The 25,285-nt window shown below is 67.2% G+C and carries 21 protein-coding genes; 7 read left to right on the top strand and 14 right to left on the bottom strand.

Translation table 11 applies throughout. From position 1 onward, the window contains the following. Window positions 1-39: 39 nt before the first annotated feature. The 3 genes from AC4EEV_RS19390 to AC4EEV_RS19380 form a co-directional block, all read right to left on the bottom strand. On the bottom strand, window positions 40-2,853 hold the full coding sequence (locus tag AC4EEV_RS19390) for an aconitate hydratase (RefSeq protein ID WP_018761112.1): 2,814 nt from the start codon (window positions 2,851-2,853) through the stop codon (window positions 40-42). Between the two features lie 165 nt (window positions 2,854-3,018). Next, the gene (locus AC4EEV_RS19385; RefSeq protein WP_491329749.1) at window positions 3,019-4,407 is read right to left on the bottom strand and encodes a class I SAM-dependent RNA methyltransferase; all 1,389 of its coding nucleotides are present in this window, start codon (window positions 4,405-4,407) and stop codon (window positions 3,019-3,021) included. Continuing rightward, on the bottom strand, window positions 4,404-6,380 hold the full coding sequence (locus AC4EEV_RS19380; RefSeq protein ID WP_043423783.1) for an APC family permease: 1,977 nt from the start codon (window positions 6,378-6,380) through the stop codon (window positions 4,404-4,406). The genes AC4EEV_RS19385 and AC4EEV_RS19380 overlap by 4 nt, the downstream gene beginning before the upstream one ends. A 118-nt stretch (window positions 6,381-6,498) precedes the next feature. Here AC4EEV_RS19380 and AC4EEV_RS19375 point away from each other — a divergent pair, with 118 nt between their 5' ends. Both AC4EEV_RS19375 and AC4EEV_RS19370 read left to right on the top strand, forming a co-directional pair. After that, entirely contained in the window at window positions 6,499-7,173 is a 675-nt protein-coding gene (locus AC4EEV_RS19375; protein WP_018761109.1) for a potassium channel family protein, read from the top strand. After that, a complete protein-coding gene (locus AC4EEV_RS19370) occupies window positions 7,170-7,931 on the top strand; it encodes a potassium channel family protein (RefSeq protein WP_018761108.1) in 762 nt (253 codons plus the stop codon). Before AC4EEV_RS19375 ends, AC4EEV_RS19370 begins: the two co-directional genes overlap by 4 nt. Before the next feature lie 37 nt (window positions 7,932-7,968). On the opposite strand, the gene AC4EEV_RS19365 is transcribed toward AC4EEV_RS19370, so the two are convergent. The 4 genes from AC4EEV_RS19365 to dut all read right to left on the bottom strand — a co-directional run bounded on the left by AC4EEV_RS19365 (window position 7,969) and on the right by dut (window position 10,429). Next, entirely contained in the window at window positions 7,969-8,745 is a 777-nt protein-coding gene (locus AC4EEV_RS19365; protein ID WP_491329748.1) for a DUF3159 domain-containing protein, read from the bottom strand. Continuing rightward, window positions 8,742-8,996, bottom strand: coding sequence for a single stranded DNA-binding domain-containing protein (locus tag AC4EEV_RS19360; RefSeq protein WP_231369850.1), 255 nt, complete (start codon window positions 8,994-8,996; stop codon window positions 8,742-8,744). Before AC4EEV_RS19360 ends, AC4EEV_RS19365 begins: the two co-directional genes overlap by 4 nt. Before the next feature lie 100 nt (window positions 8,997-9,096). Further along, the gene (locus AC4EEV_RS19355) at window positions 9,097-9,810 is read right to left on the bottom strand and encodes a DUF3710 domain-containing protein (protein ID WP_018761105.1); all 714 of its coding nucleotides are present in this window, start codon (window positions 9,808-9,810) and stop codon (window positions 9,097-9,099) included. A 106-nt stretch (window positions 9,811-9,916) separates the two neighbouring features. Further along, window positions 9,917-10,429, bottom strand: a complete 513-nt coding sequence (gene dut, locus AC4EEV_RS19350; RefSeq protein ID WP_018761104.1) for a dUTP diphosphatase — start codon at window positions 10,427-10,429, stop codon at window positions 9,917-9,919. 104 nt (window positions 10,430-10,533) lie between these two features. Between dut and AC4EEV_RS19345 the strand changes: the two genes are divergently transcribed. From AC4EEV_RS19345 to AC4EEV_RS19335, 3 genes are all read left to right on the top strand, one after another. Then, on the top strand, window positions 10,534-11,022 hold the full coding sequence (locus tag AC4EEV_RS19345) for a DUF3093 domain-containing protein (RefSeq protein ID WP_491329747.1): 489 nt from the start codon (window positions 10,534-10,536) through the stop codon (window positions 11,020-11,022). Between the two features lie 182 nt (window positions 11,023-11,204). Beyond that, window positions 11,205-12,512, top strand: a complete 1,308-nt coding sequence (gene sepH, locus AC4EEV_RS19340; RefSeq protein ID WP_491329746.1) for a septation protein SepH — start codon at window positions 11,205-11,207, stop codon at window positions 12,510-12,512. Between the two features lie 94 nt (window positions 12,513-12,606). Beyond that, entirely contained in the window at window positions 12,607-13,212 is a 606-nt protein-coding gene (locus AC4EEV_RS19335) for a dihydrofolate reductase family protein (RefSeq protein WP_491329745.1), read from the top strand. Here AC4EEV_RS19335 and AC4EEV_RS19330 read toward each other — a convergent pair. From AC4EEV_RS19330 to AC4EEV_RS19310, 5 genes are all read right to left on the bottom strand, one after another. Further along, on the bottom strand, window positions 13,194-14,696 hold the full coding sequence (locus tag AC4EEV_RS19330) for an HNH endonuclease signature motif containing protein (protein ID WP_491329744.1): 1,503 nt from the start codon (window positions 14,694-14,696) through the stop codon (window positions 13,194-13,196). The genes AC4EEV_RS19335 and AC4EEV_RS19330 overlap by 19 nt on opposite strands. 138 nt (window positions 14,697-14,834) lie before the next feature. Then, window positions 14,835-15,566 carry a thymidine kinase gene (locus AC4EEV_RS19325; protein WP_018761100.1) on the bottom strand — a complete coding sequence of 244 codons (732 nt, stop codon included), beginning with the start codon at window positions 15,564-15,566 and terminating at the stop codon, window positions 14,835-14,837. Continuing rightward, window positions 15,559-16,791: an alkaline phosphatase family protein gene (locus AC4EEV_RS19320; RefSeq protein WP_018761099.1), complete on the bottom strand. Its 1,233-nt coding sequence runs from the start codon at window positions 16,789-16,791 to the stop codon at window positions 15,559-15,561. Before AC4EEV_RS19320 ends, AC4EEV_RS19325 begins: the two co-directional genes overlap by 8 nt. Window position 16,792: 1 nt before the next feature. After that, a complete protein-coding gene (locus AC4EEV_RS19315) occupies window positions 16,793-17,536 on the bottom strand; it encodes a DUF5998 family protein (RefSeq protein ID WP_018761098.1) in 744 nt (247 codons plus the stop codon). Between the two features lie 41 nt (window positions 17,537-17,577). Beyond that, a complete protein-coding gene (locus AC4EEV_RS19310) occupies window positions 17,578-20,262 on the bottom strand; it encodes a bifunctional acetate--CoA ligase family protein/GNAT family N-acetyltransferase (protein WP_491329743.1) in 2,685 nt (894 codons plus the stop codon). A 76-nt stretch (window positions 20,263-20,338) separates the two neighbouring features. Here AC4EEV_RS19310 and AC4EEV_RS19305 point away from each other — a divergent pair, with 76 nt between their 5' ends. After that, window positions 20,339-22,852 (top strand): DNA gyrase/topoisomerase IV subunit A, encoded by a 2,514-nt coding sequence (locus tag AC4EEV_RS19305; protein ID WP_491329742.1) that lies wholly within the window; start codon window positions 20,339-20,341, stop codon window positions 22,850-22,852. A 40-nt stretch (window positions 22,853-22,892) separates the two neighbouring features. Here AC4EEV_RS19305 and AC4EEV_RS19300 read toward each other — a convergent pair whose 3' ends face one another. Next, window positions 22,893-23,693 (bottom strand): DUF2705 family protein, encoded by an 801-nt coding sequence (locus tag AC4EEV_RS19300; RefSeq protein ID WP_491329741.1) that lies wholly within the window; start codon window positions 23,691-23,693, stop codon window positions 22,893-22,895. Further along, window positions 23,683-24,669: an ABC transporter ATP-binding protein gene (locus AC4EEV_RS19295; RefSeq protein ID WP_243835501.1), complete on the bottom strand. Its 987-nt coding sequence runs from the start codon at window positions 24,667-24,669 to the stop codon at window positions 23,683-23,685. The genes AC4EEV_RS19300 and AC4EEV_RS19295 overlap by 11 nt, the downstream gene beginning before the upstream one ends. A gap of 69 nt (window positions 24,670-24,738) precedes the next feature. Here AC4EEV_RS19295 and AC4EEV_RS19290 point away from each other — a divergent pair, with 69 nt between their 5' ends. Then, a complete protein-coding gene (locus tag AC4EEV_RS19290; RefSeq protein WP_018761093.1) occupies window positions 24,739-25,257 on the top strand; it encodes a DinB family protein in 519 nt (172 codons plus the stop codon). Window positions 25,258-25,285: the final 28 nt, after the last annotated feature.

Genomic DNA, 25,285 nt, shown 5'->3' with positions numbered 1-25,285 from the left:
CGGGGCTTCGGGGAGGATGCTGGCTGCCCAGCTGTTCCGCTAGTTCGCGGAGATCTGCCGCAGCACGTACTGCAGGATGCCGCCGTTGCGGTAGTAGTCGGCTTCACCCGGGGTATCGATGCGCAGGACCGCGTCGAAGCTCGTGGTGGTGCCGTCTTCGGCCGTCGCGGTGACCTTCAGGGTCTTCGGCGTGGTGCCTTCGTTCAGGGCGGTGACGCCCTCAACCGCGAAGGTTTCCGTGCCGGTCAGGCCCAGGCTGGCGGCGTTCTGGCCGGCCGGGTACTGCAGCGGAAGGACGCCCATGCCGATCAGGTTGGAGCGGTGGATGCGCTCGTAGCTTTCGGCGATGACGGCCTTGACGCCCAGCAGCGCCGTGCCCTTGGCGGCCCAGTCGCGGGACGAACCGGAGCCGTACTCCTTGCCTGCCAGGACCACCAGCGGGGTGCCGGCTGCCTGGTAGTTCTGCGCGGCGTCGTAGACGTAGGCCTGGGGGCCGTCTGCCTGGGTGAAGTCGCGGGTGAAGCCGCCCTCGACGCCGTCGAGCAGCTGGTTCTTGATCCGGATGTTGGCGAACGTGCCGCGGATCATGACCTCGTGGTTGCCACGGCGCGAACCGTAGGAGTTGAAGTCCTTGCGCTCCACGCCGTTGGCCAGAAGGTACTGGCCCGCCGGGGTGTCGGACTTGAAGGAACCGGCCGGGGAGATGTGGTCGGTGGTGACGGAGTCGCCAAGCTTCAGCAGCACGCGCGCACCGGTGATGTCCTTGACCGGCTCCGGCTGGGCCTGCATGCCCTCGAAGTACGGGGGCTTCCGGACGTAGGTGGACTTCTCGTCCCAGGCGAAGGTGTCGCCGGCGGGGGTGTCCAGGGCTTTCCAGCGGTCGTCGCCTTCGAAGACGCCCTCGTAGCCGCGGGCGAACATGCCTTTGTCGATCGAAGAGTCGATGACCTGCTGGACCTCGACCGGATTCGGCCAGATGTCCTTGAGGAAGACATCGTTGCCGGCCTCGTCCTGGCCCAGGGCATCGTTTTCGAAGTCGAAGTCCATGGTTCCGGCCAGGGCGTATGCGATGACCAGCGGCGGGGAGGCCAGGTAGTTCATCTTGACGTCCGGGTTGATCCGGCCTTCGAAGTTGCGGTTGCCGGAGAGGACGGCGGTGACGGAGAGGTCGTTGGCCTGGATGGCCTCGGAGATCTCGGGGTCGAGCGGGCCGGAGTTGCCGATGCAGGTGGCGCAGCCGTAGCCCACGATGTAGAAGCCGAGCTTCTCAAGGTACGGAGTCAGGCCCGACTTGTTGTAGTAGTCGGTGACCACCTTCGAGCCGGGAGCCACGGAGGTCTTGACCCAAGGCTTCGCGGCCAGGCCCTTTTCCACGGCGTTGCGGGCCAGCAGTGCGGCGGCCAGCATCACGGAGGGGTTGGACGTGTTGGTGCAGGAGGTGATCGAGGCGATCGACACGGCTCCGTGGTCCAGTTCGAACTCGCGGCCGTCGGCGGTGGTGACAGCCACCTTCTTGGACGGACGTCCGTTGGACTTGGGACCGTGGGCGTGCGGGGCCTGCTCGGTGAGGTGGGTCGCCGAGGCGGTGAAGGACGGCGAGTCGGAAGCAGGGAAGCTCTCGTCGATCGCTTCGTCCAGGCTGCCGTCGGCGAGGTCCACCTTGACGTAGTTGCGGAGGTCCTCGCGGAACTGGGCCTTGGATTCGGTGAGGATGATGCGGTCCTGCGGGCGCTTCGGTCCGGAGATTGACGGAACGACGGTGGACAGGTCCAGCTCGAGGTACTCGGAGAACTTGATCTCACGGGAGGGATCGTGCCAGAGGCCCTGTTCCTTGGCGTAGGCCTCGACCAGGGCGACGTTCTCGTCTGACCGGCCGGTGAGGCGCAGGTAGTCGAGGGTGACGTCGTCGATCGGGAACATGGCGGCGGTGGAACCGAATTCGGGGCTCATGTTGCCGATGGTGGCGCGGTTGGCCAGCGGCACAGCCGCGACGCCTTCGCCGTAGAACTCAACGAACTTGCCCACCACGCCGTGCTGGCGCAGTTGTTCGGTGATGGTGAGGACGACGTCGGTGGCGGTGGCACCGGCCGGGATGGATCCGGTCAGCTTGAAGCCGACGACGCGCGGGATCAGCATGGAGACGGGCTGGCCCAGCATGGCAGCCTCGGCCTCGATGCCGCCGACGCCCCAGCCGAGCACGCCCAGGCCGTTGACCATGGTGGTGTGCGAGTCGGTGCCGACGCAGGTGTCGGGGTAGGCGCGCAGGGCACCGTCAACCTCGCGGGTCATGACGGTGCGGGCCAGGTATTCGATGTTGACCTGGTGCACGATGCCGGTTCCCGGCGGGACGACCTTGAAGTCGTCGAACGCGGTCTGGCCCCACCGGAGGAACTGGTACCGCTCGCCGTTGCGCTGGTACTCGATCTCCATGTTGCGCTCCAGTGCGCCGGAGTTGCCGAAGGCGTCGATCTGCACGGAGTGGTCGATGACCATTTCCGCCGGTGCCAGCGGGTTGACCCGCTTGGGGTCGCCGCCGAGTTCCTTGACGGCTTCACGCATGGTGGCGAGGTCCACAACGCAGGGCACGCCAGTGAAGTCCTGCATGATCACGCGCGCCGGCGTGAACTGGATTTCAGTGTCGGGCTCGGCGTTGGGATCCCAACCGGCCAGTGCGCGGACGTGGTCGGCCGTTATGTTCGCGCCGTCCTCGGTCCTCAACAGGTTTTCAAGCAATACCTTGAGGCTGAACGGAAGGTTTTCTGCACCTTCAACGGAGTTCAACCGGAAAATTTCGTAATCGGTTCCGGCTACATTAAGTTTGCCTTTTGAACCGAAGCTGTCCACAGTGCTCATCGCAGGACTCCTCTCGCAACAGTTTCATCTTTGTCGCGCGGTTGACCGCCTGCTAGTTAGGATGCCCTAAGTAGTTCGAGGGCCCGAAAATTGCACACGGCCGGCCGAGAATTCGGGCGCGACGTGGGACTACTACGGCCATCGTAGTCCAAAACGCCGGTGGCATCACGGACCGGGAGCCAGCAGTGCCACGGTCTCCAGGTGGTGGGTGTGGGGGTACAAGTCGAAGGCACGGAGCCCGGCGAGTTCCCAGCCCGAGCGTCGAAAGTAACCGAGGTCACGGGCAAACGACGCCGGATCGCAGGACACATAGGCAATGGCACGGGGCTGCGAGGCAATGAGTTGCCCGACGACGGCTTTCCCTGCCCCCGCACGGGGCGGATCGAGGATGAGGGCGTCGAAATTCCGCGGTTTCTGGCGGAGCACGCGCTCCACGCGGCCCTGGACCACCTCCACCTGCGGAGCGGAATGGAGGTTCTTGCGTGCATCGCGGCTGGATCCGGGCGCACCTTCGACCGACAGGACGGACCCGGTCTCCCCCACGGCATCGGCCAGCACGGCAGTGAACAATCCGGCCCCGGCGTACAGATCCGCCACCACCGCCCCGGGGTGCAGGAAGCCGCCGCCGCGCAGGAATTCCGTGACGGCGCCCACAAGTGTCCCGGGCGCGTCGCGGTGGATCTGCCAGAAGCCCGCGCCCGACACGCGGTAATCGTGGCCGGCCGCCGTTTCCTGCACCCACGTCCGTCCCCGGACCTGGGTCGCGTCGCCGCTGACCGGATCGAACGCCGCCACGGATACCTCCGCCGGCAGTCCGGCGGCAATGGCCCGCAGCCGCTTGTCCTTGGTTCCCGGCGCCGGAGCCAGGAGCACCAGTGGGCGGGAGCCGTTCGCCGGAGCCGCCACCTCAACGCGTTCGATGCCCTGCAGGTCCAGCTCCCACAGGCGGAGGGCGTTGACCGCTTCCGTGGCCAGCGGCATATCCCGCACCGGAACGATATGCCCGGAACGGTGCGCGTGCATCCCCAGCTTGCCGCCGGGGGTGACCGAAAAGCTCGCCCGCGTCCGCCACCCGAGGCCGGAGCCGTCGTCGTGCGCCTCCCCCACGGCTTCGACGCTGCCGGCCCACACGGACGGTGCAGGGTCAACGCCGGCGAGCCGGGTGAGCTGCTCGGCCAGGACGTCCGCCTTGAGTTGCCGCTGCCGGGCCAGCGTGATGTGCCCGAATTCGGCGCCGCCCACCGGCGGATGGCCGTGGCCCCAGGCCCGGGCTGAATCGGCGAGGTGCCAGAAGTGCTCCACCCGGTCCGGGGACGCTTCGAGGATCTCCACGGCGTCCGCCCGCCAGAACTTGGCGTGGTCTCCGGCATCGGTCAGCCGGACACGGACCTTTTCGCCGGGGATGGCGTGCCGGACAAAGACCACCCGGCCTTCGTGGCGGGCCACGCAGTGCCCGCCGTGGGCAACCGGCCCGACGTCGAGCACGGCTTCTTCGCCGGCGTGGCCGGCCTGGTCGGATGCCGGCACTGCCGTGGGCGAGGTTCTTGTGGTCACTGGACGTCCTGCAGGTTCTTGGCTTCTTCGGATGATTTGAGCTGCCAGGGAACGCTGGCCACCATGACGCCGGGTTCGAAGTGCAGCCGGGTCTTGATCCGCAGCGCGGTCTGGTTGTGCACCAGCTGCTCCCACCATTTGCCCACGACGTATTCCGGAATGTAGACCACGATGAGGTCCCGCGGGGAGTCAAGGCGCATCTGCTTGACGTAGTCCATGATGGGCGTGACCGTCTCGCGGTACGGGCTGGCAAGGACCGTCAGCGGGACCGGGATTTCGAGCTTTTCCCAGTCGGTAATGGTGTGGGCGGTCTCTTCCGGATCGATGTCCACCGTGATGGCGTCCAGCCGTGAGGGCCTGGACGCGCGGGCGTAGGCCAGGGCACGCAGCACGGGCTTGCGGACGTGCGAGACCAGCAGCACGGCGTGGACCCGGGTGGGCAGCGCGCGCGGCGAGGAGTCCTCGTCCACGGCAAGTTCCTTGGCCACATTGTCGTAGTGCGCCCGGATGCTCCACATGATCAGGAAGAGGATGAACATGGCCAGCAGTGCGATCCAGGCGCCTTGCTGGAACTTGGTGATGAGGACGATGACGAGCACCAGGCCGGTCATGCCGAACCCGATGGTGTTGATGGTGCGGGATTTCAGCATCCGGCGCCGGACGGCCTTGTCCTTGACGAGTTTGAGTTCGCGGCCCCAGTGCCTGATCATGCCGAGCTGGCTGAGGGTGAAGGAGATGAAGACGCCCACGATGTAGAGCTGGATCAGCTTGGTGACGTCGGCGTCGAAGGAGATGATCAGCACCAGGGCGCCGGCGGCAAGGGCCAGCACGCCGTTGCTGAAGGCGAGCCTGTCGCCGCGGGTGCGCAGCTGCCGGGGCAGGTAGCCGTCCTGCGCCAGGATGGAGCCCAGCACTGGGAAGCCGTTGAAGGCGGTGTTCGAGGCGAACACCAGGATGACGCCGGTGGCTGCCACCACGATGTAGAACGGGATGGAACCGGGGCCGAAGATGGTCTGTGCGATCTGGCTGATGGCGGGGTTCTGGATGTAGCCCTCGGGCAGCGGCTTGCCGTCGAGCAGGAACTCCTTGGCCGGGTCCAGCACGATGTGGACCTTCGTGGCGTTCGCCAGGTAGATGATGCCTGCGAGCATCGCGGCACCGATGATGCCCAGGAGCAGCAGGGTGGTTGCCGCGTTCTTGCTTTTGGGGTGCCGGAAGTTGGGAACGCCGTTGCTGATCGCTTCGACACCCGTCAGTGCCGCGGCGCCGGAGGAGAAAGCCCGCAGGAGCAGGAAGGCACCGGCGAGGCCCACGAGGCCCTGGTCGAAGCCTTCGGTCGGGACGATGGTGAAGGCTGCAGACGGCGCCTGGCCAAGCTGCCCGGTGGCCGCCTGGAAGATGCCTACCGCGGTCATGCCCAGGATGGAGGCCATGAAGATGTACGTGGGGACCGCGAAGACGCTGCCCGCTTCCTTGATGCCGCGCAGGTTCACCAAGGCAAGGATGACGACGCCGATGGTGGCAATGATTGCCTGCTGGCCGTGCAGCGACGGTACAGCTGTGGTGAGGTACGCCGCGGCCGAGGACATGGACACGGCAACCGTCAGGACGTAGTCCACCAGCAGCGCGGAGGCAACAGTCAGGCCCGCGTACTTTCCCATGTTCACGTTGGCAATCTCATAGTCGCCTCCGCCGGAGGGATAGGCGTGGACGTTCTGCCGGTAGGAGGCAACGACGGTCAGCAGGACCACCATCACGGCCAGGCCCACCAGCGGTGAAATCGCCACCGCACTGACGCCGGCCAAGGCAAGGGTCAGCAGGATCTCATCCGGGGCATAGGCAACGGACGACAACGCGTCCGACGCGAAGATCGGCAGTGCGATCTTTTTCGGCAGCAGGGTATGGGCAAGGCGGTCATTCCGGAAAGGCCTGCCCACCAGCACGCGTTTGACGGCGTTCAGTATTGTCAACACCCCACAAAGCTAGTCGGAATCGCGGACGATGTCATGACGGAGCCGGGCCGGGCCGAACCGCGGACGTGCCGGTAGAGTTCTAGCTGCACGATCGTGACGTACATACAGAGGAGATACGGTGGCGCATTTCGTGATCATGGGATGTGGCCGGGTGGGGGCAACGCTGGCGCACACGCTGGAGGATGCCGGCCATTCCGTGGCCATCATCGACCAGGACGACCGAGCGTTCCGCCGGCTCCGCCAGGGGTTCACGGGCCGGAAGGTCACGGGGGTGGGATTCGACCGGGACACCCTGAAGCAGGCCGGCGTCGGTGAAGCCTATGCCTTCGCGGCGGTGTCCAGCGGCGACAATTCGAACATCCTGGCCACCCGCGTGGCCCGCGAGACGTTCCATGTCCCGCACGTGGTTGCAAGGATCTACGACCCGGGACGTGCCGAGATTTACCAGCGCCTGGGCATTCCCACCGTGGCAGCCGTCCGCTGGAGCGCGGACCAGGTATTGCGTCGGATCCTGCCCGAGCAGCACCTCGCCGGCGATTTCCGCGAACCCTCCGGGCGCCTGGTCCTGGCTGAGCTGGACCTCGACGGTGGCTGGATCGGGCACCGGATCAGCAGCATCGAGAAGGCAGCCGGTGTCCGCGTGGCCTATCTCACGCGGTTCGGCGAAGGCCTGCTGCCGGACGCGGGCACCGCGTACCAGGACGGCGATACCGTGCACGCCATGCTGCAGGTGGACCGCAGCGCCCTGATCGCCCAGATCCTCGCCAAAGCCCCTGCCAAGGAGTATCAGTGAAAGTAGTCATCGTCGGCGCCGGCAGCGTCGGATCATCCATTGCCCGGGAGTTGCTGGCGCACAAGCATGAGATCCTCCTGATCGACCTGAAGCCGGAGGTGATCGGGCGCAGCGGCCTGCGCGGTGCCCATTGGCTGGTGGGTGATGCATGTGAGCTCTCGACGCTCCAGGGCGCCAAGGTGGAAGATGCCGACGTCGTGGTTTCCGCTACGGGTGATGACAAGGTCAACCTGGTGGTGTCGCTGCTGGCGAAGACGGAGTTCGGCGTGGGCCGCACTGTTGGCCGGGTCAACAACCCCAAGAACGACTGGATGTTCAACGACTCCTGGGGCGTGGACGTGGCGGTCAACACCCCGCAGCTGATGACTGCCCTGGTGGAGGAAGCAGTTGAGATCGGCGACCTTGTCCGGCTTCTGACGCTCCAGACCGGCGTTGCATCGCTGGTGGAGTTCACAGTGCCGCACGACTCGCACGTTATCGGCATGACCGTTGGGGACATCCACTGGCCGGAAGACGCCACCCTGGTGGCAATCCTCCGCGACCAGGCCCCCATCACCCCGAGCCGGGACGATGTCATTGACGGCGGCGACGAACTCTTCTTCGTCACCACGATCGCCGCCGAGGACAGGTTGCGTGAGCTTCTCTCCTCGGCTCCTGGCAGCATCGACGCCGGCACCCCGCCGCAGCCCGCCGTCGGCGTCCAGCATGCCGCAAGCGAATACGGTCCGGTGCCGGACGACGACGGCTTCGACGGCTAGGTGCCCCGGGCCCTGGGTCCTCAGGCGGCTGGGGGCATCAGGTGTCCTGGCCGGCGCCTGCCCGGTCTTCGGCTTCGGCCGGAGCCGGGCGGGTGACGAGCCACGCCACCCACACTCCAAGAATGTACAGGGGCGCGCCCATGATCAGGCGCGTCGTGGCGAGGGCGGCCAGGCCGTCTGAGCCCATCAGGTACAGGGGAACCTGCACGATGAGCCGGAGCGCCAAGACCGCAACGATGATCCAGGTGCCCAGCCGGTAGGCCTTGACCCGGTCCGGGTCTTTGCGCCATTCCACTCCCTCGTTGCGGATGAAACCGAAGAGGAGCCCGGCGACCGGCCATTTAACGATGATTGAAACCACCATCGCCAGGATGTAGGCGGCGTTGGTGAAGAAGCCGGGCAGGTAGAAATCCTCAGCCTTCCCGGTGGTGTTGGCCAGCCATGCCGAAATGCCGACGCCCACCACGCCCGCCAAGGCCTGGGTCAGGGGGCGCCGTTGTGCCAGCCTGGCGATGGTGAACGCAGCTGCCGATGCCAAGGCAGCAACCAGGGAGAGTGTGAGCTCCCGTGTCACGGTGAACGCCACGAGGAAAACCAAACCGGGAACAATGCTTTCCGCAATGCCCTGGACTCCCCCGGCGCTTCGCAGGACGTCCACCCTGCCGTCGTGGGTGCGGTGGACCCCCGCCTTGGCCGCGTACTCCGCGGCCAGCCCGGCTACCGGCGACGGCGCGGCTGCCGGTGACGGGTCCGCCCCCTGCCGCCGGCCCGGGGCGGCGTTTTCGGAGGACTGTTCGGGCTGCTGCTCGGTCATTCGTGCTCCTGGCGGGACATGATCTCGTAACGGGGATTAAAGATGGTGGGCATGTCCTTGCCGCGGGCAAGCATTCCTTCGACCCGGATCTCGGCGCCCGCTTCGATGCCCGGCACCCGTCGTCGGCCCAGCCACACGATGCGAAGCCGTGCGGGCTTGTTCCGTCCGGGGCCGGGGCCTGGCCGTCCGGTTCCGGTCTCGGAGACGATGGCAATGAACTCTGCCGTCCGGTCCGCGGGTACGAAAGTCACAGATTCGATGTGCCCCTGGCACAGCACGCGTCCCTTGTCCGGGAGTTGGGCCAATGGGGTCAGCCCACCGGACGCCTGGGCGGGTCCGCCGTGTGCGGCCTCAGCCGATTTGGGTGATTTCGGGACCACGTTCTGGTTCCTCCAATGTGGGACCGGCGGGCGGAGGAGTAGCGGAGGCATCCTTGGGCAGCCGCAGCTGCAGGAGATCCCGCGGCGGCATGGGGCTGTCGCCCCGGACCACCACCACCTTCCGGAACAGGGTCTCCAACGGTTCGGCGGCGGGTCGCTCCAAGGCTGCGGGTCCACCCAGGACGCCGCGCAGGAACCAGCGCGGACCATCGACGCCGATGAAACGGGCCACGCGGTAGCCCTGGCTGCCGTCCGGAAGCCCGGCTGGGAGTTTGGCAACCAGCTCCGTGCCAAACGCGCCCTCCACCTCCTCGACCTGGCCGCCCTGGGCGCCGACCGACTGGCCGATCTGTTCGCGGATTTCGTCCCACAGCGTTTCTGTCTTGGGGGCGGCGAACGCCTGCAGTTGAAGGCTGGATCCGTTCAGGTCAAGGGTTACGGCCACCACCCGCTGCGTCGCCTCTTCAACCTCGAGGCGGAGCTGGAGTCCCTCGCTGGGCGTGATCAGCAGGGCACCGAGGTCCACGAAGCCGTCCCGGCTGCCTACCTCGGATTCGTCGAAGGGGCCATCCTGGCTGCGCGTTGAAGCGGCGGTTGGGCCTTCTTCGGATTCCGCTGCCGTCAGCTCTTCGGCCGGTTGCGCCGGCTCTTCCTTCTTGGCTTTCCTGCCGAGCCCAAAGACCATGGGTGACTCCTTCGTTCCTAGAATGTGCCAGTTCTCAAAATCTGCCGGCCGGGACCAGGTCCCGCCGTCGTTTGCGCTGGCGTGGCAGCGGTTGTGGGTGGAGGTGTCAGGCTCCGGGAACGTTGAACCCGCCGGTGGAGCCGAAGCCTCCCGCGCCGCGCACGGAACCGCTCAATTCGCTGACAGGAATGAAGTGCGCGTGTTCCACCCGCTGGATAACCATCTGGGCAATTCTATCGCCGCGGCGCAGCTCGATCGGCTGGGAAGAGTCGGTGTTCAGCAGGGTAACCGATATCTCTCCGCGGTAGCCCGCATCCACGGTGCCGGGTGCGTTTACGATTGTCAGCCCGTGCTTCGTGGCGAGTCCGGAGCGCGGGTGGATCAGGGCGACGAACCCGTAGGGCAGGGCAATGGCAACACCCGTGGGGACCAGTTTGCGCTCCCCCGGCAGCAGGACCACGTCTTCGCGCGCGCGAAGGTCCGCTCCGGCGTCGCCCGGGTGTGCGTAGGAAGGAGCTTCCAGGTCCGGATCCAGCATCTTCAACTGGACCTGCACGGTAGGTGCGGCCGGGGAGGCCGTGTCCGGGACGAGGTCTGCTGCGGTGGGATGTTCAGTCACAGTCACTCACTCTAACCCGCGCCCCCGCACCAGTCCCAGATGGCAGGATCCGGAGCCGCGGCACCCAAGATGAAATAGCTGACCAAAGGTGGAAAGCTTGGCATATGCCCGAATCAAGCACGCCAGCGTCCGTTCCCAGCACCCCCTCGGCCGGGACACCTGTCACGTACCAGGAGAAGCTCTGGCCCAACGTCTGGATTTGGGTCATAGCCGTGGGCGTCTCCGCGGCCGGCATCCTGGTCTTCGCACCCATCAGCATGGCGGCCGGGTATACCGCGGCGGTGGTGCTCCTTGCCATCATCAGCGTGCTCCTGGTCCTGTCCACGCCCACCATCACCGTTACCGGCGACGCACTGACGGTCGGACGGGCCAGCATCGACCGCAAATTCGTCGGCAGCGTTGAGCCGTTCACCTCCGGGGAGGCCACAGCAGAGCGGGGCACGAGGCTCAACGGGCTCGCCTACCTCTGCATCAGGGGCTGGATCGACCCCGTCGTGAAGATCGAGATCACCGACCCGGCCGACCGCACTCCGTACTGGCTCGCCTCCACCCGGCATCCTGACAAGCTGACCGCCGCCCTGACCCGGACCTGAGCAAACAAGTATCCGCGGCAGCCTCCCCCGCCTGCGGGTTCTCCTCCTCCGCGCAGGGCGGTCCCTGACTCTTCGAACCGGAATCAGGCGGAAAATCACGGCGCGCCCTGCCCCTTGAGCCAATTCCGCGCCACCGGGTGGCAGAGTTTCGATTGATAGTAATGCCAGGGTGGAGGATTTGTATGCAGGATCTACGGCTTGTAGGCGTGCACGACGACGGGACGCATCTCCTGTTGAGCGGGGCCGGCGGCGAGATGTTCCAGCTGCCGATCGATGAGGCCCTCAGGACGGCCAGCCGGTCAGCGGCCAAACCGCGGGCGGAGCGGCCGGCCGTTCCGATGTCCCCGAGGGATATCCAGGCCCGGATCCGCGCCGGTGCCACCGCTGCCGACGTGGCCGAGTTGTCCGGCATGCCGCTGGCCAAGGTGGAGCGTTACGAAGGTCCGGTCCTCGCCGAGCGCGAATACGTTGCGCAGCAGGCGCGGAAAGTCGAAGTAGCGGCGCCCTCTCCCGGCCACGACATCTACCGGTCCGCGTTCGGCGATTCCCCGGCCACCCTGGACGACATGGTTTCCCACCGGTTGTCCGCACACGGCATTGATCCGGCGACGGTGGAATGGGATTCGTGGCGGCGCCAGGACGGCACCTGGACGGTATCCGCCAGTTTTGAGGCCAAACCGGGCGGGACCTCCGGCATTGGCGAGGAGCCTCCGGCCCTGTGGACGTTCAGTCCGGCACGCAAGTCGCTGCAGAACACCAACCGGTGGGCACAGCAATTGAGTGAGCTTGAGCCGCTGGACGGACCTGTTCCGGCCCGCCGCCTCACCGCTGTATCGGACCGCCCCTTCGACTTTGAAACCGACGCGGATTCGTCTAAGGCGTCCGGCAGCCCAGGCGCCACGGCCCAGGAGTCAGGCAAGGAGTCCGACGGCCTCCTGGATATGCTGCGGTCGCGGCGTGGCCAGCGGATAGGCGTCGACGAAGATTCTGATGACGCCTTGGCGCTGCTGCTGACCCATGGGGTACCGGCGGCCCATCCCCGCCCGTCCGAGGTGGTTCCCGAACCAGAGTCAAACGAACCGGAGCCCCAGGACGACCAGCGTGACGGACCGGCAGCCCAAGGTGATTCGTTTATCCGCCGCAGGGATGCCAGGCCGTCCATGCTGTCCAGGCTCAGCCTTATCCCGCCGCACCGCGACATCCAGGACGATGCTTTGCGGCTTCACGACGGCGTCAGCACGGACACGAGGGAAATCACGATTGCCGCGTCCCCGCAGAAACCTTCGGGCGGCAGCCAAGGTGCAGCACCAGGCGCCGGGCTGGATGAGTTGCTTGGCGGGAACGCCCGCCGCACCACGGCGAAGCCGGACGACGCTTCCCCCGCCACCGGCCAACTTCCGGAGGCCGAGGCGCCGGAACGGTCGGCTAAGCCAAAGCGATCCAGCGTCCCCTCCTGGGATGAGATCGTTTTTGGAACCCGAAGCGACTAGGAGCTTTCCTCCAGCAGCCCCTGATGGACTTGGGCACGTGCTAGGATCCCCAGCACGCGGCCGCGTGTAAAGCGCAATTACCAGGAGGTTCTCGGTGCCGGACACAACCTGCCATATGTCCATCTCGCTGGACGGCTTTGTCGCCGGACCGGACCAGAGCCGCGAAAACCCGCTGGGTAAACGCGGGCTCGAGCTGCATGGCTGGCATATCGGCGACCCCCGGGCCACCGAAACCAACCAAGTCGCCGCCAATTGGCTCATGCGGCCTCGCGGCGCCTATGTGATGGGCCGGAACATGTTCGGTCCCATCCGCGGTGAGTGGAGTGGGGAATGGAACGGCTGGTGGGGCCCGGAACCGCCTTATCACGCACCCGTTTTCGTCCTCACCCACTATGAGCATGACCCGATCCAGATGGAGGGCGGGACCACGTTCCACTTCGTCACCGAGGGATTCGACGCCGCCTATGCTGCCGCGTCCCAAGCCGCCGGAGACAAGGGCGTGGACATCGCAGGTGGAGCCTCGACCGTCCGCCAAGCACTGGCTGCCGGCGTCGTGGACGAATTGACGCTCGACATCGCCCCGGTGCTTCTCGGTTCGGGCGAACGTATCTTCGACGGCATTGAGTCTTTCGACTTCGACCCCGTCGAGGTGCTTCACTCGCCGTTGGCAACCCACATCCGCTACCGGCGCAGGCAGTAGCTCCGCCTGGTGGCGTTGGCTCCGCCTGTCCCAGCGAGGGCGTTCACGCGTGGGTGTGCAGGTATCCCTCCCGGCCATCCCCTGGGCCATGTGGGTGGTCCCCAGTCCTGGTGTTCGCTGGTGTAGTGGCGGCCGGCCGGTGAGGTCCAGCCCGGTGGTTCGGTTTTGCTGGCCGGGGTGGGTTTCCAACCGGTGGTATGCCGGAGCCGGTGGTGTTTCGGGCAGGGCTGTCCCAAGTTGCTGACTCCGGTGGTCCCGCCGTTGGCCCAGGCCAGGATGTGGTCGGCCTCCGTGTCCAGTGAGCTGTTGCTGCAGCCGGGGAACGGGCACTTACCATCCCGGAGCCGGAGCCAGTTCCGCATCGCCTTGCCCACCCGGTAACTGGCCCTGCCGATCTCCAACGGTGCCCCGTCCCGCGGATCCACGAGCACCCGGTAAAACGAGCCCGCCCCCTCAGCGACCAACCGGCGCGCCATCGAAGCCGGGATCGGCCCATACCCATCCAGCACCGCCGCCTCATCCGTCAACCCCAGCAACGAAAACACCGGCACGGTCACCAACACCTGCGCCCGGACCGCATCAGGCGGGACATCGGCAGGCCTCTCGAGGTCATCGGGGCTGGTGCAACCTTCGCCTGGCCCCGCGTTCCTCCCGGCAGCCTGTCCCGTGCTCAGACCGGCGGTCAGAAGGGACGTGGCAAACACATCGGCCCGGAGCTGGGTGAGGGTCCTGGCCTCGCCGGGTCCCTGCACGCCCCGGGCAACAGCGGTCAGCCGGTTCCAGCCCGCTGCTGCCTGGTCCGCGGGCAGATACGCACCCAGCCAAGCCATCCCGTCCCGGTCCGGCCGGAACTCCACCCGCCGGTCCACCACCCCCTTGGCGTGACGCTGCTCGATGCTCCCGGCATGGTGGCGTTCCCGCCAAACCCTGGCCTTGGCCCGGAACCGGTGCGCCGGCAACTCCCCCACCGCACACCCCCGCACCGGATCCGGTGCACCGGGGTCCAGGAAATGGGCCTCCAACCCCGCCGCCCCCGCAGCATCCAGCCCGGCCGTTTCATCGGCCATCACCGTGGCGTGCTGCCAGGAGATCATCCCCGCCTGCAACGCCGACAAGGTCAACGGCAACCCCTTGACCACAGCCTGCGAGGTGGCCAGGAACGCCGCAGCCGCCCGCGGACCCAGCGCCAGCACACACCCGACCTCCGCCGCGACCGCCATCTCCTGCGCCACCACCGGCACCCCCGGCCCCGCCACAACACCCGCAGCATCCGCAAACGCCACCGCAGCCCGCGCCTTCAAACCAGCGACACGGGCCTCCACCTCACGGACACCGGCCAGGACATCAAGGCAACCATCCGCCAACCCAGCCAACGGATCAGCCACCGAAAGCGGCTCCGCACCGCACCCATCCACCTCAGCATTAAGCACAGCAAGGGCAGCACGAATATCCGCCAACGCCCCCACCACCGCCGCTTTCCCCATAAACCCATCATCACAAGGGGGTACGACATTCAAGGGGCCGAGATTTAGGCGCCCGCCCACCACAACCGGGCACCAAGACTGAACAGGCTTCGACAAGCCCACTACCGGCAGGCTCAACCACCGGGTCTGCGCGGACACTTACGTCCCGCGGGGCTCCCCTGGTCCACCTGAACCGCGCCAGAGGCAGGCGTCCACTTCGAACGGCAGCAATTCGTCCTGCTGGGCCATCAGTTTGGCGCCGTGCGCCGTCACCCTGCGCATGAAATGCCGGCGGCACAGCGTCTCGTAACCCACCACGGGGACGTGTTCGGCAGCCTGCGCGGTGGCGGCGTCGGCCACCATGTCCACGTCGCCGACCACCACCTGCGCACCCTCGGTGACCATGACGCCGTCGACCGTTCTGGCGTTGTGCGTGGCCCGGCGGCCGCACCAGCACAGCGCCTCCACTTGGAGCACCTGCACCCGGTCAGCCAGCTCAATAAGGCGTTGGGACCCGGGGAACAAACGGGTGCGGAAGTCGGCGGTGATGCCGAATGCGAAGACGTCGACGTCGATCTCGTCCACCACCTTGGCCAGTTGCTCCACCTGCACGGGGGTGTAGAACTGGGCTTCATCGCAGATAAGGTAATCCACCCGCCTGCCCTGGGTGCGCCGGACCATGACTTCCTCCCAGAAGTCCGTGCTGTCCAGCACCTCCACGGCGTCCGTCTCCAGGCCCAACCGGCTGGAGATGCGGGATTCGCCGGCGCGGTCGTTGCGGCTGAACCGCACACCGCCGCGGCCGCGTGCCCGGTGGTTGTAGTCCATCTGCAGGGCCAGCGTGGATTTTCCGCAGTCCATGGTGCCGGAAAAGAAAATGAGTTCAGCCACGCCGGCGGCTCCTTCCGTCGGCTGCAAAACAGAGCAGCGGGACCTCACGCTCGGCTTTGGTCAGGGAGCCGTGCTGGCCTACCACTTCCATGGCGGTGGGCCGCATGCGCCGCCCGTCATAGAGGGCGACGGCGTCCCGCGCCGCGATCATGACGTCACCGATCCTGCCCTCCACGGCAGGCCGGACGTCACCAAAAAGTCCCCCGGCGATTGCTTCTTCCCGGGTGAAGGCCCATACCCGGTCGCCAAACCTTGATTTCCAGGCAGCCACCAGCCGTTCCCGGCCGGCAGAGCCGTCCAGGTGCGTCTCTTCGAGGTACAGGTGGACCATCCGGGGTTCGCCGGCAGTATGCCGGACGCCGTCAACCAGCGCAGAGTCGGCGGAGAAGTCGATCCGCTGGGACTCGGGAATGTCGAGCATGCCGTGGTCTGCGGTGAGCAGGATCGTGGTCCCGGCGGGCAGTGAGGAATTGAGCCGCTTGACCGTGGCGTCGAGCTCCTCCAACTGGTGTTCCCACTGTTCCGACCGGCAGCCGTAGCGGTGGCCGGCTTTATCCAGCTCATTCACGTAGAAGTACATCAGGGATGGACCGGCGCCCGCCATGGCGTCGGCGGCAGCGCCGGTGCGGGCATGGGCGGTGGTTCCGGAGATGAACCTGCCGCCGCGCAGGGCGGCCCGGGTCATGGGCGAACCGTTGAACTGGGCGAGGCTGACGGTGCTGACATCCGCCTGCCCGGCCACCCGCTCAAAGACCGTGGGGAACGGCTGCCAGGTGGCCGGATCGACGCCGGGGTCCCAGTTGCCCAGGAGGTTGACTACCTTGTCCTGCCCTGGGTCCAGGACGTCGTACCCCACCATGCCGTGCTGGCCGGCGGGGAGCCCGGTCCCGAAGCTGGCCAACGCTGCGGCCGTGGTGGAAGGAAACGCCGAGTCCAGCCATACAGGGACGTCGCCCTGGCCTGCCTGGACCACCGAACGCAGGAAGGGGGTGTGGGCGGCTTTCTGCTTCAGCAGGTTCCTGCCCAGGCCGTCGGCGAGGACCACGCAGACACGGCTGGCGGCGGGGAGGCCCAAGGTGTTGTCGAAGCCTTCCATCCCCAGGCTCGCCGCAGCACTGGTCAGGACTTCGGCGACGGAACGGTGCCCGTAGGCAGGAGCGGGCGGAAGATCGGGGGTGTATCCGGAAGCGGGAGTTTGTTCGGCTTGGTGGCTGGCTTCGGGCATCTCAGCGCTGCTGGTGCCCGCGGCTGAGCCGGTTTCCGAACACCCCGGACCGCGGACGGGGAGCCATGGACTGCACGTGGGGCACGGGCGCTGCCGATGCGGTGTTGACGGCGCGCAGGGCCCGGGCAAAAAGCTTGGCGTCCTGCACGGCCTGCAGCCCGTCGGCCTCGGCGCTGATGCGGAGCACGATGTCTTCCTGCGCGATGGTGCCCGTGTAGCCGTGGTCCGCTTCGCACTGCGGGTCCCCGCAGCTGGCGGGACCCATGTCCAGGCGTTGCCCGCCGGACCACGCAATCGACAGGGTCAATTCGCGGACGGGATCCGAGGGCTTGTAGTTCTGCGGCTGGGCGTACATGTAGCTCAGGACCACGGAGCGGATCTGGGCCACGGGAACTGATTCGGTGGAGATCTGCGCGACGATCTGCTCCCCCGCCTCGTCCAGCTGCTGGTCGTCCACGTGGGTGATGACCAGCATGTCCGCGGTGAGCACCAGCACCGTGATGTGGCGCCGCACCTCCGCCCGGTCAAAATGGGTTTCCAGGTGCACCAGGTGCGCTACGCAGTCCCGACCATCCAGGGCGTCGTCAACGACGTCGGAGACCAGTCGCGGGTAGAAGCCGGCCTTCTGCAGCGCGTCTTCGAGGCTCTGGCCCTGGAGTCCGTGGTGGTGTGAGCTGTGCTGGCGGAGTGCCTGGTTTTCATTGCCGGGCGTTTCGGGCGCCGACGCGGGAGGCTGGAAGCTCATGCCCCCATTTTCACAGATCGGCCGGTCACTTGCTAACCGCCTCAGCCCAGCATTGCCCTGCGGGCACTGTCTGTCCGCTGCGCCGCGTTGCCAATCCGCACGTCAGCGGCGAGGATCGTGGCCCCGGACGTGCCGCACAGGACGGGGTTGAATTCCACGAGCGCGATCTCCGGGTGGTTGTCCTTCATCCAGGCCAGCCTGGCGGCCAGGTCCTCAAGGGCCGGCACATCAACGGCCGGCAGCCCTTGGTACCCGAACAGTTTCCTTGATGCCCTGGGGGCACGGATGAAGTCGTGGACGTCGGCGGCGGACAGCGGCGGAACCCGGTGAGCCCAGTCGTCGAGCAGGTTGACGGCGTCACCGGCGAGGCCGAACGAGATCACCGGGCCAAGCAACGGGTCTTCGATGGCCCGGAAAGTGCAGGCCTGGCCCACCGGTGCCATGGACTGGACCTCAAGGGCCGGGTCACCGTAGGCCGCGAGCGCCCGCCGCATCTGCGCCACGTTCTGGCGCAGCGACTCGGCGTCCTCGATGCCGAGGCGTACCCCGCCCAGGTCCAGCCGGTGCCGGAGGGCCGGGTCCGTGGTCTTCAGTACGACGGGCCAGCCGAGGGCTTCCGCGGCCTGCACGGCCTCATCCGGTGTGTTGAAGGCTGTCGACGGCAGGACGGTGATGCCGTAGTGCCCCAGGAGGGACGCCGCTGCTGCCGGTTCCAGTTGCTTGAGCTGTTCACCGGTGACGTCCCGCAGCAGCTCGTCGAGTTCGGCCTCGGCCTTGCGGGGATCGCAGCCGGCCGGTTCCACGAAGTGTCCTTGGTCGCGGGCAGCCCACTCCGCATACCGCACCACGGCAGCAAGGGCAGCAACGGCGGCGCCGGGGTTGGAGAAGCAGGGAACAGTGGACCCGTCGGCGCCCACCAGGCCCTCCACGTTGATGGCGGGGTCCAGGATGCCGGTGAAGGCAGCCACCACCGGTTTCCCCGCCGCGGCCGCACACTCCGCCAGGACCCGGGCCACGGCGTCGACGGTCAAGCCCCTTGCGGGCAGCAGGGCTGCGACGGCGGCGTGCACGGTATCCGAGGCCAGGGCGTCAAGGAGTGCCTTCCGCAGCGCTGGCAGCGCCACCGACTGGCCCGTGTCCAGGTCGAGGCCGGCGACCACCTGGGCAACGCACAGCCCGTGCGCCACTGCGCTGTCCGCCACCACGTTGCCGAGGGCCTGGGAGTTGCTGAAGATGGCGACGTCGGGCCCGGCCGGAAGCGCCTGGCCCGACACCACCTGGGCAACGTCCACGAGTTCTTCCACGGTTTCCACGCGGATCACGCCCGACTGGCGCAGCATGGCGTCCAGGGCACCGGCCGGTGCCTGCGTGGTCCGGACGGCGTGCCCGGGCGGCAGCCGCAATCCCATGGTGTCCGACTTGGCAACGATCACCGGCTTGGTGCGGGCCAGGCGCCGGGCGATCCTGGAGAACTTGCGCGGGTTGCCAATGGACTCCAGGTACAGGCCCACGGCGGTGGTGTCGCCGTCGTCCTCCCAGTACTGCATCATGTCGTTGCCCGAAACGTCTGCCCGGTTGCCGGCCGAGAGCAGGCTGGAGAGCCCCAGGCGGCGCCGGCTGGACGCCGCGTACAGCGAGACGCCGATCGCCGCTGACTGGCTGAACAGGCCCAGCCCGCCACGCAACGGCATGGCGGGAGCCATCGACGCATTCAGCGACACGTCCGGGTGCGTGTTGGCGATGCCCAGCGACGCCGGGCCGATCACGCGCATCCCGTTGGCCCTGGCCTGGCGCACCATGGCGCGCTGCCGCAGGAGGCCGCGTTCGCCGTCGTCCGCGAAGCCTGCCGTGGCCATCACCACGCCCTTTACCCCGGCGGCTGCGCAGTCTTCCATGACGCCGGCCACCTCCTCGTAAGGAACGGCGACGATGGCCAGCTGGACGGGTTCTGGAACTTCGGAGAGCCTTCCGTAGGACATCATTCCCGCCAGTTCCAGCGCCTCCGGGTTGATCGCGTATACGGACCCGTGGAAGCCGCCCTCGATGATGTGCTCCAGCAGCTGGTACCCCACGGTGCCCCACTTGCGGCTGGCACCGATGACGGCAACGGACGACGGCGCCAGTAGGCCCCGGACGCTCCTCGCCTCGGCGCGGTGTTCGCGGGATTCCATGACGGCACGCGATTTCTCGGTAGGCTCCACGTTGAACTCAAGGCTGACGACGCCGTCATCGAAATGCCGCTTGACGTCGTAGCCGGCGTCGGAGAACACCATCAGCATCTTGCGGTTTTCCGGCAGCACCTCGGCGGTGAACTTGCGGATCCCGTTTTCGTGCGCGGCGGCGGCCAGGTGCTCCAGCAGGATGGAGCCGATGCCCCTGCCCTGGTGGGCGTCGGCGATGTTGAAGGCCACCTCTGCCTCGGTGGGGTCGGCGAGGCGGTCGTAGCGGCCGATACCGATGATCTCGCCGTGGATGGTGATGACGAACGCCACCCGGTCCTTGTAGTCGACCTCAGTGAAGCGCTTGAGTTCCTTGGCGGACAGCCTGGCCTTGAACGCAAAGAAGCGCATGTAGATTGAATTCTGCGACTGCCGGGTATGGAAGGCCTGGACAGCGTCGGCATCCGACGGGTGGATGGGCCGCAGGTGCGCCGTTCCGCCGTCACGCAGGACGACATCGGCTTCCCAATGTTCCGGATATTCGCCGTCCCCGGGCTGATCCACCATAGGCTTAGCCTAGCCAAGAACTCCCGCAGCATGCCCGAAAAGCTGCAAGCACCCCCAGAAGGATCCACCAAACCCCATGGCCCGCCGCCAAAGTTCAAAACCCATCGTGGAAGACACCTACACGGAGAACATCGTCGATATCGATGTCACGTCCGAAATGCAGGGCTCCTTCCTGGAGTACGCGTACTCGGTGATCTACTCCAGGGCACTCCCGGACGCCCGCGACGGGCTCAAGCCGGTGCAGCGCCGCATCCTGTACATGATGAGCGACATGGGCCTGCGCCCGGACCGCGGCCACGTCAAAAGTGCCCGCGTGGTGGGCGAGGTGATGGGCAAGCTGCACCCGCACGGGGACGCAGCCATCTATGACGCCATGGTGCGCATGGCCCAGGACTTCTCCTTGCGGCTGCCGCTGATTGACGGGCACGGCAACTTCGGCTCGCTCGACGACGGCCCGGCTGCGCCGCGGTACACCGAGGCACGGATGGCGGCGGCGGCCCTCACACTCACCAACCACCTCGATGAAGACGTGGTGGACTTCGTCCCGAACTACGACAACCAGTTGACGCAGCCGGACGTCCTGCCGGCAGCCTTCCCCAACCTGCTGGTGAACGGGGCCACCGGCATCGCCGTCGGCATGGCCACCAACATGGCCCCGCACAACCTGGTGGAAGTGATCGCGGCCGCCCGGCACCTGATCGCCCACCCGGACGCCACGCTGGAGGACCTCATGCGGTTCGTGCCGGGCCCTGACCTGCCAAGCGGCGGCAGGATCGTGGGCCTGGACGGCATCCGGGACGCGTACGCCACCGGCCGCGGCTCCTTCAAGACCCGGGCCAAGGTGGAGATCGAGCAGCTCACGGCACGCCGCACCGGCCTGGTGGTCACCGAACTGCCGTACATGGTGGGCCCGGAAAAGGTCATCGAGAAGATCAAGGACGCGGTCAACGCCAAGAAGCTGACCGGCATCAGCGACATCGTGGACCTCACGGACCGCAAACATGGGCTGCGGCTGGTCATCGAACTGAAGAACGGCTTCAACCCCAACGCCGTCCTGCAGCAGCTGTACCGCTACACGCCTATGGAGGACTCCTTCGGCATCAACAACGTCACCCTGGTGGACGGCCAGCCGCAAACCCTGGGCCTGGTGGACCTCCTCTCGGTCTACGTCAACCACCGCATCAACGTGGTGCGCCGCCGCACCGTCTTCCGGCTGGGCAAGAAGAAGGACCGCCTGCACTTGGTGGAGGGCCTGCTTATCGCCATTGTGGACATCGATGAAGTCATCCAGATCATCAGGTCCTCGGACGAGGCCGCCGCCGCCCGCGAACGGCTGATGTCCATCTATGACCTCACCGAGGTCCAGGCCAACTACATCCTGGAACTGCGCCTGCGCCAGCTGACCAAGTACTCCCGGATCGAGCTTGAAAAGGAGCAGGACGAGCTCCGCCGCGAGATCGCGGAACTGCAGGCCATCCTGGACTCCGAGGAACTGCTCCGCACGGTGGTTTCCGACGAACTCGGTGCGATCGCCGAGGAACACGGCACCCCGCGCCGGACCGTGCTGCTGGAATCCGAGGCCGTGTCCCCCACCGTCGCCGCCGAGCTCGCAGCGGCCCCCGGGAAGGGCAAGGCAGCCCCGCTGGCGCTGGAAATCGCCGACGACCCCTGCTGGGCGATCCTCACCGCGTCAGGGCAGGTGGCGCGGACCAGCAACCAGGAGCCCCTCGCCGAAGCAGGGCCCCGGAACAAGCACGACGTGTACGCATCGGTGGTCAAGACGTCGGCACGCGGCGAGATCGCGGCCGTCACCTCGCTGGGCCGCATGCTCCGGCTGCAGGTCATGGACATGCCCGTCCTGCCGCCGGTATCCGGGCTGCCCAACCTGGCCGGCGGCGTGCCGGCCAAGGAATTCCTCACCCTGGTCAAGGGTGAGTCCCTGGTGGCATTCGTCCGGTTGGATGAGGTCCTGGCCATCGGCACCGCCCAAGGCGTGGTGAAGCGCGTGCAGCCGGACTACCCGCTGAACCGCGAAGACTGGGAAGTCATCACCCTCAAGGACAAGGATTTCGTGGTGGGTGTGGCTCCCGCCGGCACGGATGACGCCGAGCTGGTCTTCGTGACCAGGCAGGCACAACTGCTGAAGTTCCCCGCCGCCGTCGTCCGCCCCCAGGGGCGCACCGCAGGTGGCATGGCCGGCATCAAACTGGCTGCGGGTGACCAGGTGATCTTCTTCGGCGCGGTCCAGCCGAACGATGCCGCCGCCGTCGTGGTCACCATCGCGGGGACCAACGGCGCCCTTCCCGGCACTGCGCCCGGGACCGCCAAGGTCACCGCCTTCGATGAATATCCTGCCAAGGGACGCGCCACCGCGGGCGTCCGGGCACACCGGTTCCTGAAGGGCGAGGACACGCTCCTGCTGGGCTGGGCAGGACATGGGCCGGCCAAGGCGTCGTCCGCGGCCGGCGTGGCACGGTCACTACCGCAGGAGCATGGCCGGCGCGACGGCTCGGGTGTCCCCCTGTCCCAGGCTGTGGAGGTCGTGGGACCTGCCATGGCGTGGGAGCCGGAACCGGCCGCCGGAGACTAGCAGCCGTTGCCGGGGACCCACCCGGCGTTCAACCCGGGGGTTACCCGGCCACGTCACGGCGGCGGAAACCGGCGACGGCGAGCGCCACGAGCACGGCGATGGTGGCTGCCGACACCAGGACGCTGTCCCAGGCGGTGCCCTGCCGCAGCGGATCGTGGCCGATGTACTGGAAGAACGGTGACACCTGGTGGATCCGGTCGAAGGCATCCACCAGCGGGGCGAGCGCGTTGACGATGTAGGCGAGCACCGCCAGGACGGCGGGTATGCCGCGGCTGAGCCCGGTCCGTCCGGTGCCGGCCGACAGCGCCAGGGCAAGGCTGCCAAAGACAACACCCAGCAAGGCCAGGTGCAGCATGGCGGCGGCCACTTTGTCGGCCGGCAGGACCATATCCACCAGGCGGCCCTCCAGCACCAGCGAAACGCCCATGACGGCGGCCAGCAGGAAGGTGCCCAGGGCCATGGCCGCGAACTTGTCCACTACCACCCTGCCGCGGCCCACCGGGTTGGAGAGCAGCAGGTCCATGGTGTGCCGGTCCTCTTCCCCGCCGATGGCGCCCGCGCCGGCGCTGACGGCGAAGATCAAGACGGCGATGGGTCCCATGAAGGACATCAGCTCCACTTGGATGTATCCCGTGGGGGTGGACATATCCGCGCTGGAGGTGGCGAACAAGGAGCGAAACGCCTCGGGCATCTGGTCGATGAAGCCGCTGATGGACGGTTGGGACTGGACCGCCGGCCACACAGCAGCGTACATGGCGACGATCAGGGCCAGGGAGACGGCCCAGGCCAGCAGCGTCCTGCTTTGGTCGCGGAGCGTTTTCACCAGGACGTTAGCCAGCATGGCGCGGCCCTGTCCCCGCTGTGTCCAGGGCATCGGCGCCGCCCTGGTCCGAGCCGTAGTAGGTCAGGAAGGTTTCCTCCAGCGGAGCCTCGGAGCACTCAAAGTCCTCCACGTCCCGGGCGCTCACCAGCTTCAGGAGTGCATCCAGGGCCGACTGCGGGGCGTTGCAGCTGAGCGAGCGGCCATCCACCGTCAGGTCCCGTACGCCCGGGACACCCGCGAACCCTGCCGCGGACACCGTGGTGGTGAACCGGGCCCGCACCCGGTGCAGGGACCGCGCAGCGAGATCCTGCAGCCGCTCCACCGCCACGAGCTTCCCCGCCCGGACCACTCCGATCCTGTCCGCGACGCGTTCCACCTCCCCCAGGACGTGCGAGGAGAAGAGCGCGGACCCGCCGCCGGCCGTGTGCTCGCGGAGGATCGAGTGGAATACCTGCTGCACCAGGGGGTCGATCCCGCTGGTGGGCTCGTCCAGCACCAGCAGCCGTGGACTGGACATCACCGCGAGGACAACGGCAAGCTTCTGCCGGTTTCCGCGCGAGAGGGTGCGGGCCTGCCGGTTCAGGTCCAGGTCGAGCCGGTCCGCCAGTTCGGCGGCGCGCGGGGCATCGTCCCGGTTCCGCAGGTGGGCGCAGTACGCCACATGCTGGTGGCCGGTCAGGCGGTCGTAGAGCGCCGGCTCTCCCGGTACATAGCCCACCAGCCGGTGGACGTCCCGGGCCTGCCGCCAGGCGTCCAACCCCAGCACCGCCGCTGTGCCGGACGTGGGCCGCAGCATGCCCATCAGGAGCCGGATGGTGGTGGTCTTGCCCGCCCCGTTGGGGCCCAGGTACCCGAAGACCTCTCCCGGCCCGATGGTGAGGGTCACGTCGTCGAGCGCTGTGTTCCGGCCGAACCGCTTGGTCAGGCCGGACAGCTGCACCATGCTGTCCGCATCCACTGGTGCTCCCGCATCCCGGCGGCCATCCGCACTCATGCTGCAAGGCTAGGCAGGCGTCCCCTGGCGTCCCAGAGTCTTTCGGCCCGGACCCCCTAGACTGCTCTCATGCCTATCGTTCCTGATGAAAAGGACTGGACCTGGGTCCTGTCCCGCACCTGCCCGGAATGTTCCTTCGACGCTTCCACCGCGACCCCGGCAACCGTTCCCGGCATCATCGAAAGCATGCTGCCCCGGTGGCGGGCCGTCCTGCGCCGGCCGGATGCGGCGGAGCGCCCGGACGACCGGACGTGGTCCGCCTTGGAGTATGCCTGCCATGTACGGGACGTCTTCAGCCTCTTCGACCACCGGCTCAACCTGATGCTCGCCGAGGACGGCGCCCGCTTCGAGAACTGGGACCAGGACCTGACCGCGGAGGAAAAGGACTACGCCAATTCCGATCCAGCCGAGGTGAGCGCCGAACTGGCCGCCGAAGGGCACCAGGCCGCGGATGCCTTCGCCGGTGTCCGCGAAGAAGACTGGGCACGGAAGGGCCTGCGCAGCAATGGATCCGAATTCACGGTCCTGACCCTGGCCCAATACTTCCTGCACGACGTCGTCCACCACCTGCACGACGTCGACGGCTAGCGGCGCGGGCAGCCGAGCTAGCAGCGGC

The sequence above is a fragment of the Pseudarthrobacter sp. MOO14 genome (assembly GCF_058267675.1).
This window is presented reverse-complemented; position numbering and strand designations above follow the sequence as displayed.

Excerpts from the sequence above, each read along its gene's own strand:
- AC4EEV_RS19305 (WP_491329742.1), top strand. The coding sequence starts at position 20,339 with ATGGCCCGCCGCCAAAGTTCAAAACCCATCGTGGAAGACACCTACACG.
- AC4EEV_RS19290 (WP_018761093.1), top strand. The coding sequence starts at position 24,739 with ATGCCTATCGTTCCTGATGAAAAGGACTGGACCTGGGTCCTGTCCCGC.
- AC4EEV_RS19355 (WP_018761105.1), bottom strand. The coding sequence starts at position 9,810 with ATGGTCTTTGGGCTCGGCAGGAAAGCCAAGAAGGAAGAGCCGGCGCAA.
- AC4EEV_RS19345 (WP_491329747.1), top strand. The coding sequence starts at position 10,534 with ATGCCCGAATCAAGCACGCCAGCGTCCGTTCCCAGCACCCCCTCGGCC.
- AC4EEV_RS19330 (WP_491329744.1), bottom strand. The coding sequence starts at position 14,696 with ATGGGGAAAGCGGCGGTGGTGGGGGCGTTGGCGGATATTCGTGCTGCC.
- AC4EEV_RS19390 (WP_018761112.1), bottom strand. The coding sequence starts at position 2,853 with ATGAGCACTGTGGACAGCTTCGGTTCAAAAGGCAAACTTAATGTAGCC.
- AC4EEV_RS19295 (WP_243835501.1), bottom strand. The coding sequence starts at position 24,669 with ATGAGTGCGGATGGCCGCCGGGATGCGGGAGCACCAGTGGATGCGGAC.
- AC4EEV_RS19310 (WP_491329743.1), bottom strand. The coding sequence starts at position 20,262 with ATGGTGGATCAGCCCGGGGACGGCGAATATCCGGAACATTGGGAAGCC.
- sepH (WP_491329746.1), top strand. The coding sequence starts at position 11,205 with ATGCAGGATCTACGGCTTGTAGGCGTGCACGACGACGGGACGCATCTC.
- AC4EEV_RS19300 (WP_491329741.1), bottom strand. The coding sequence starts at position 23,693 with ATGCTGGCTAACGTCCTGGTGAAAACGCTCCGCGACCAAAGCAGGACG.
- AC4EEV_RS19315 (WP_018761098.1), bottom strand. The coding sequence starts at position 17,536 with ATGAGCTTCCAGCCTCCCGCGTCGGCGCCCGAAACGCCCGGCAATGAA.
- AC4EEV_RS19365 (WP_491329748.1), bottom strand. The coding sequence starts at position 8,745 with ATGACCGAGCAGCAGCCCGAACAGTCCTCCGAAAACGCCGCCCCGGGC.
- AC4EEV_RS19320 (WP_018761099.1), bottom strand. The coding sequence starts at position 16,791 with ATGCCCGAAGCCAGCCACCAAGCCGAACAAACTCCCGCTTCCGGATAC.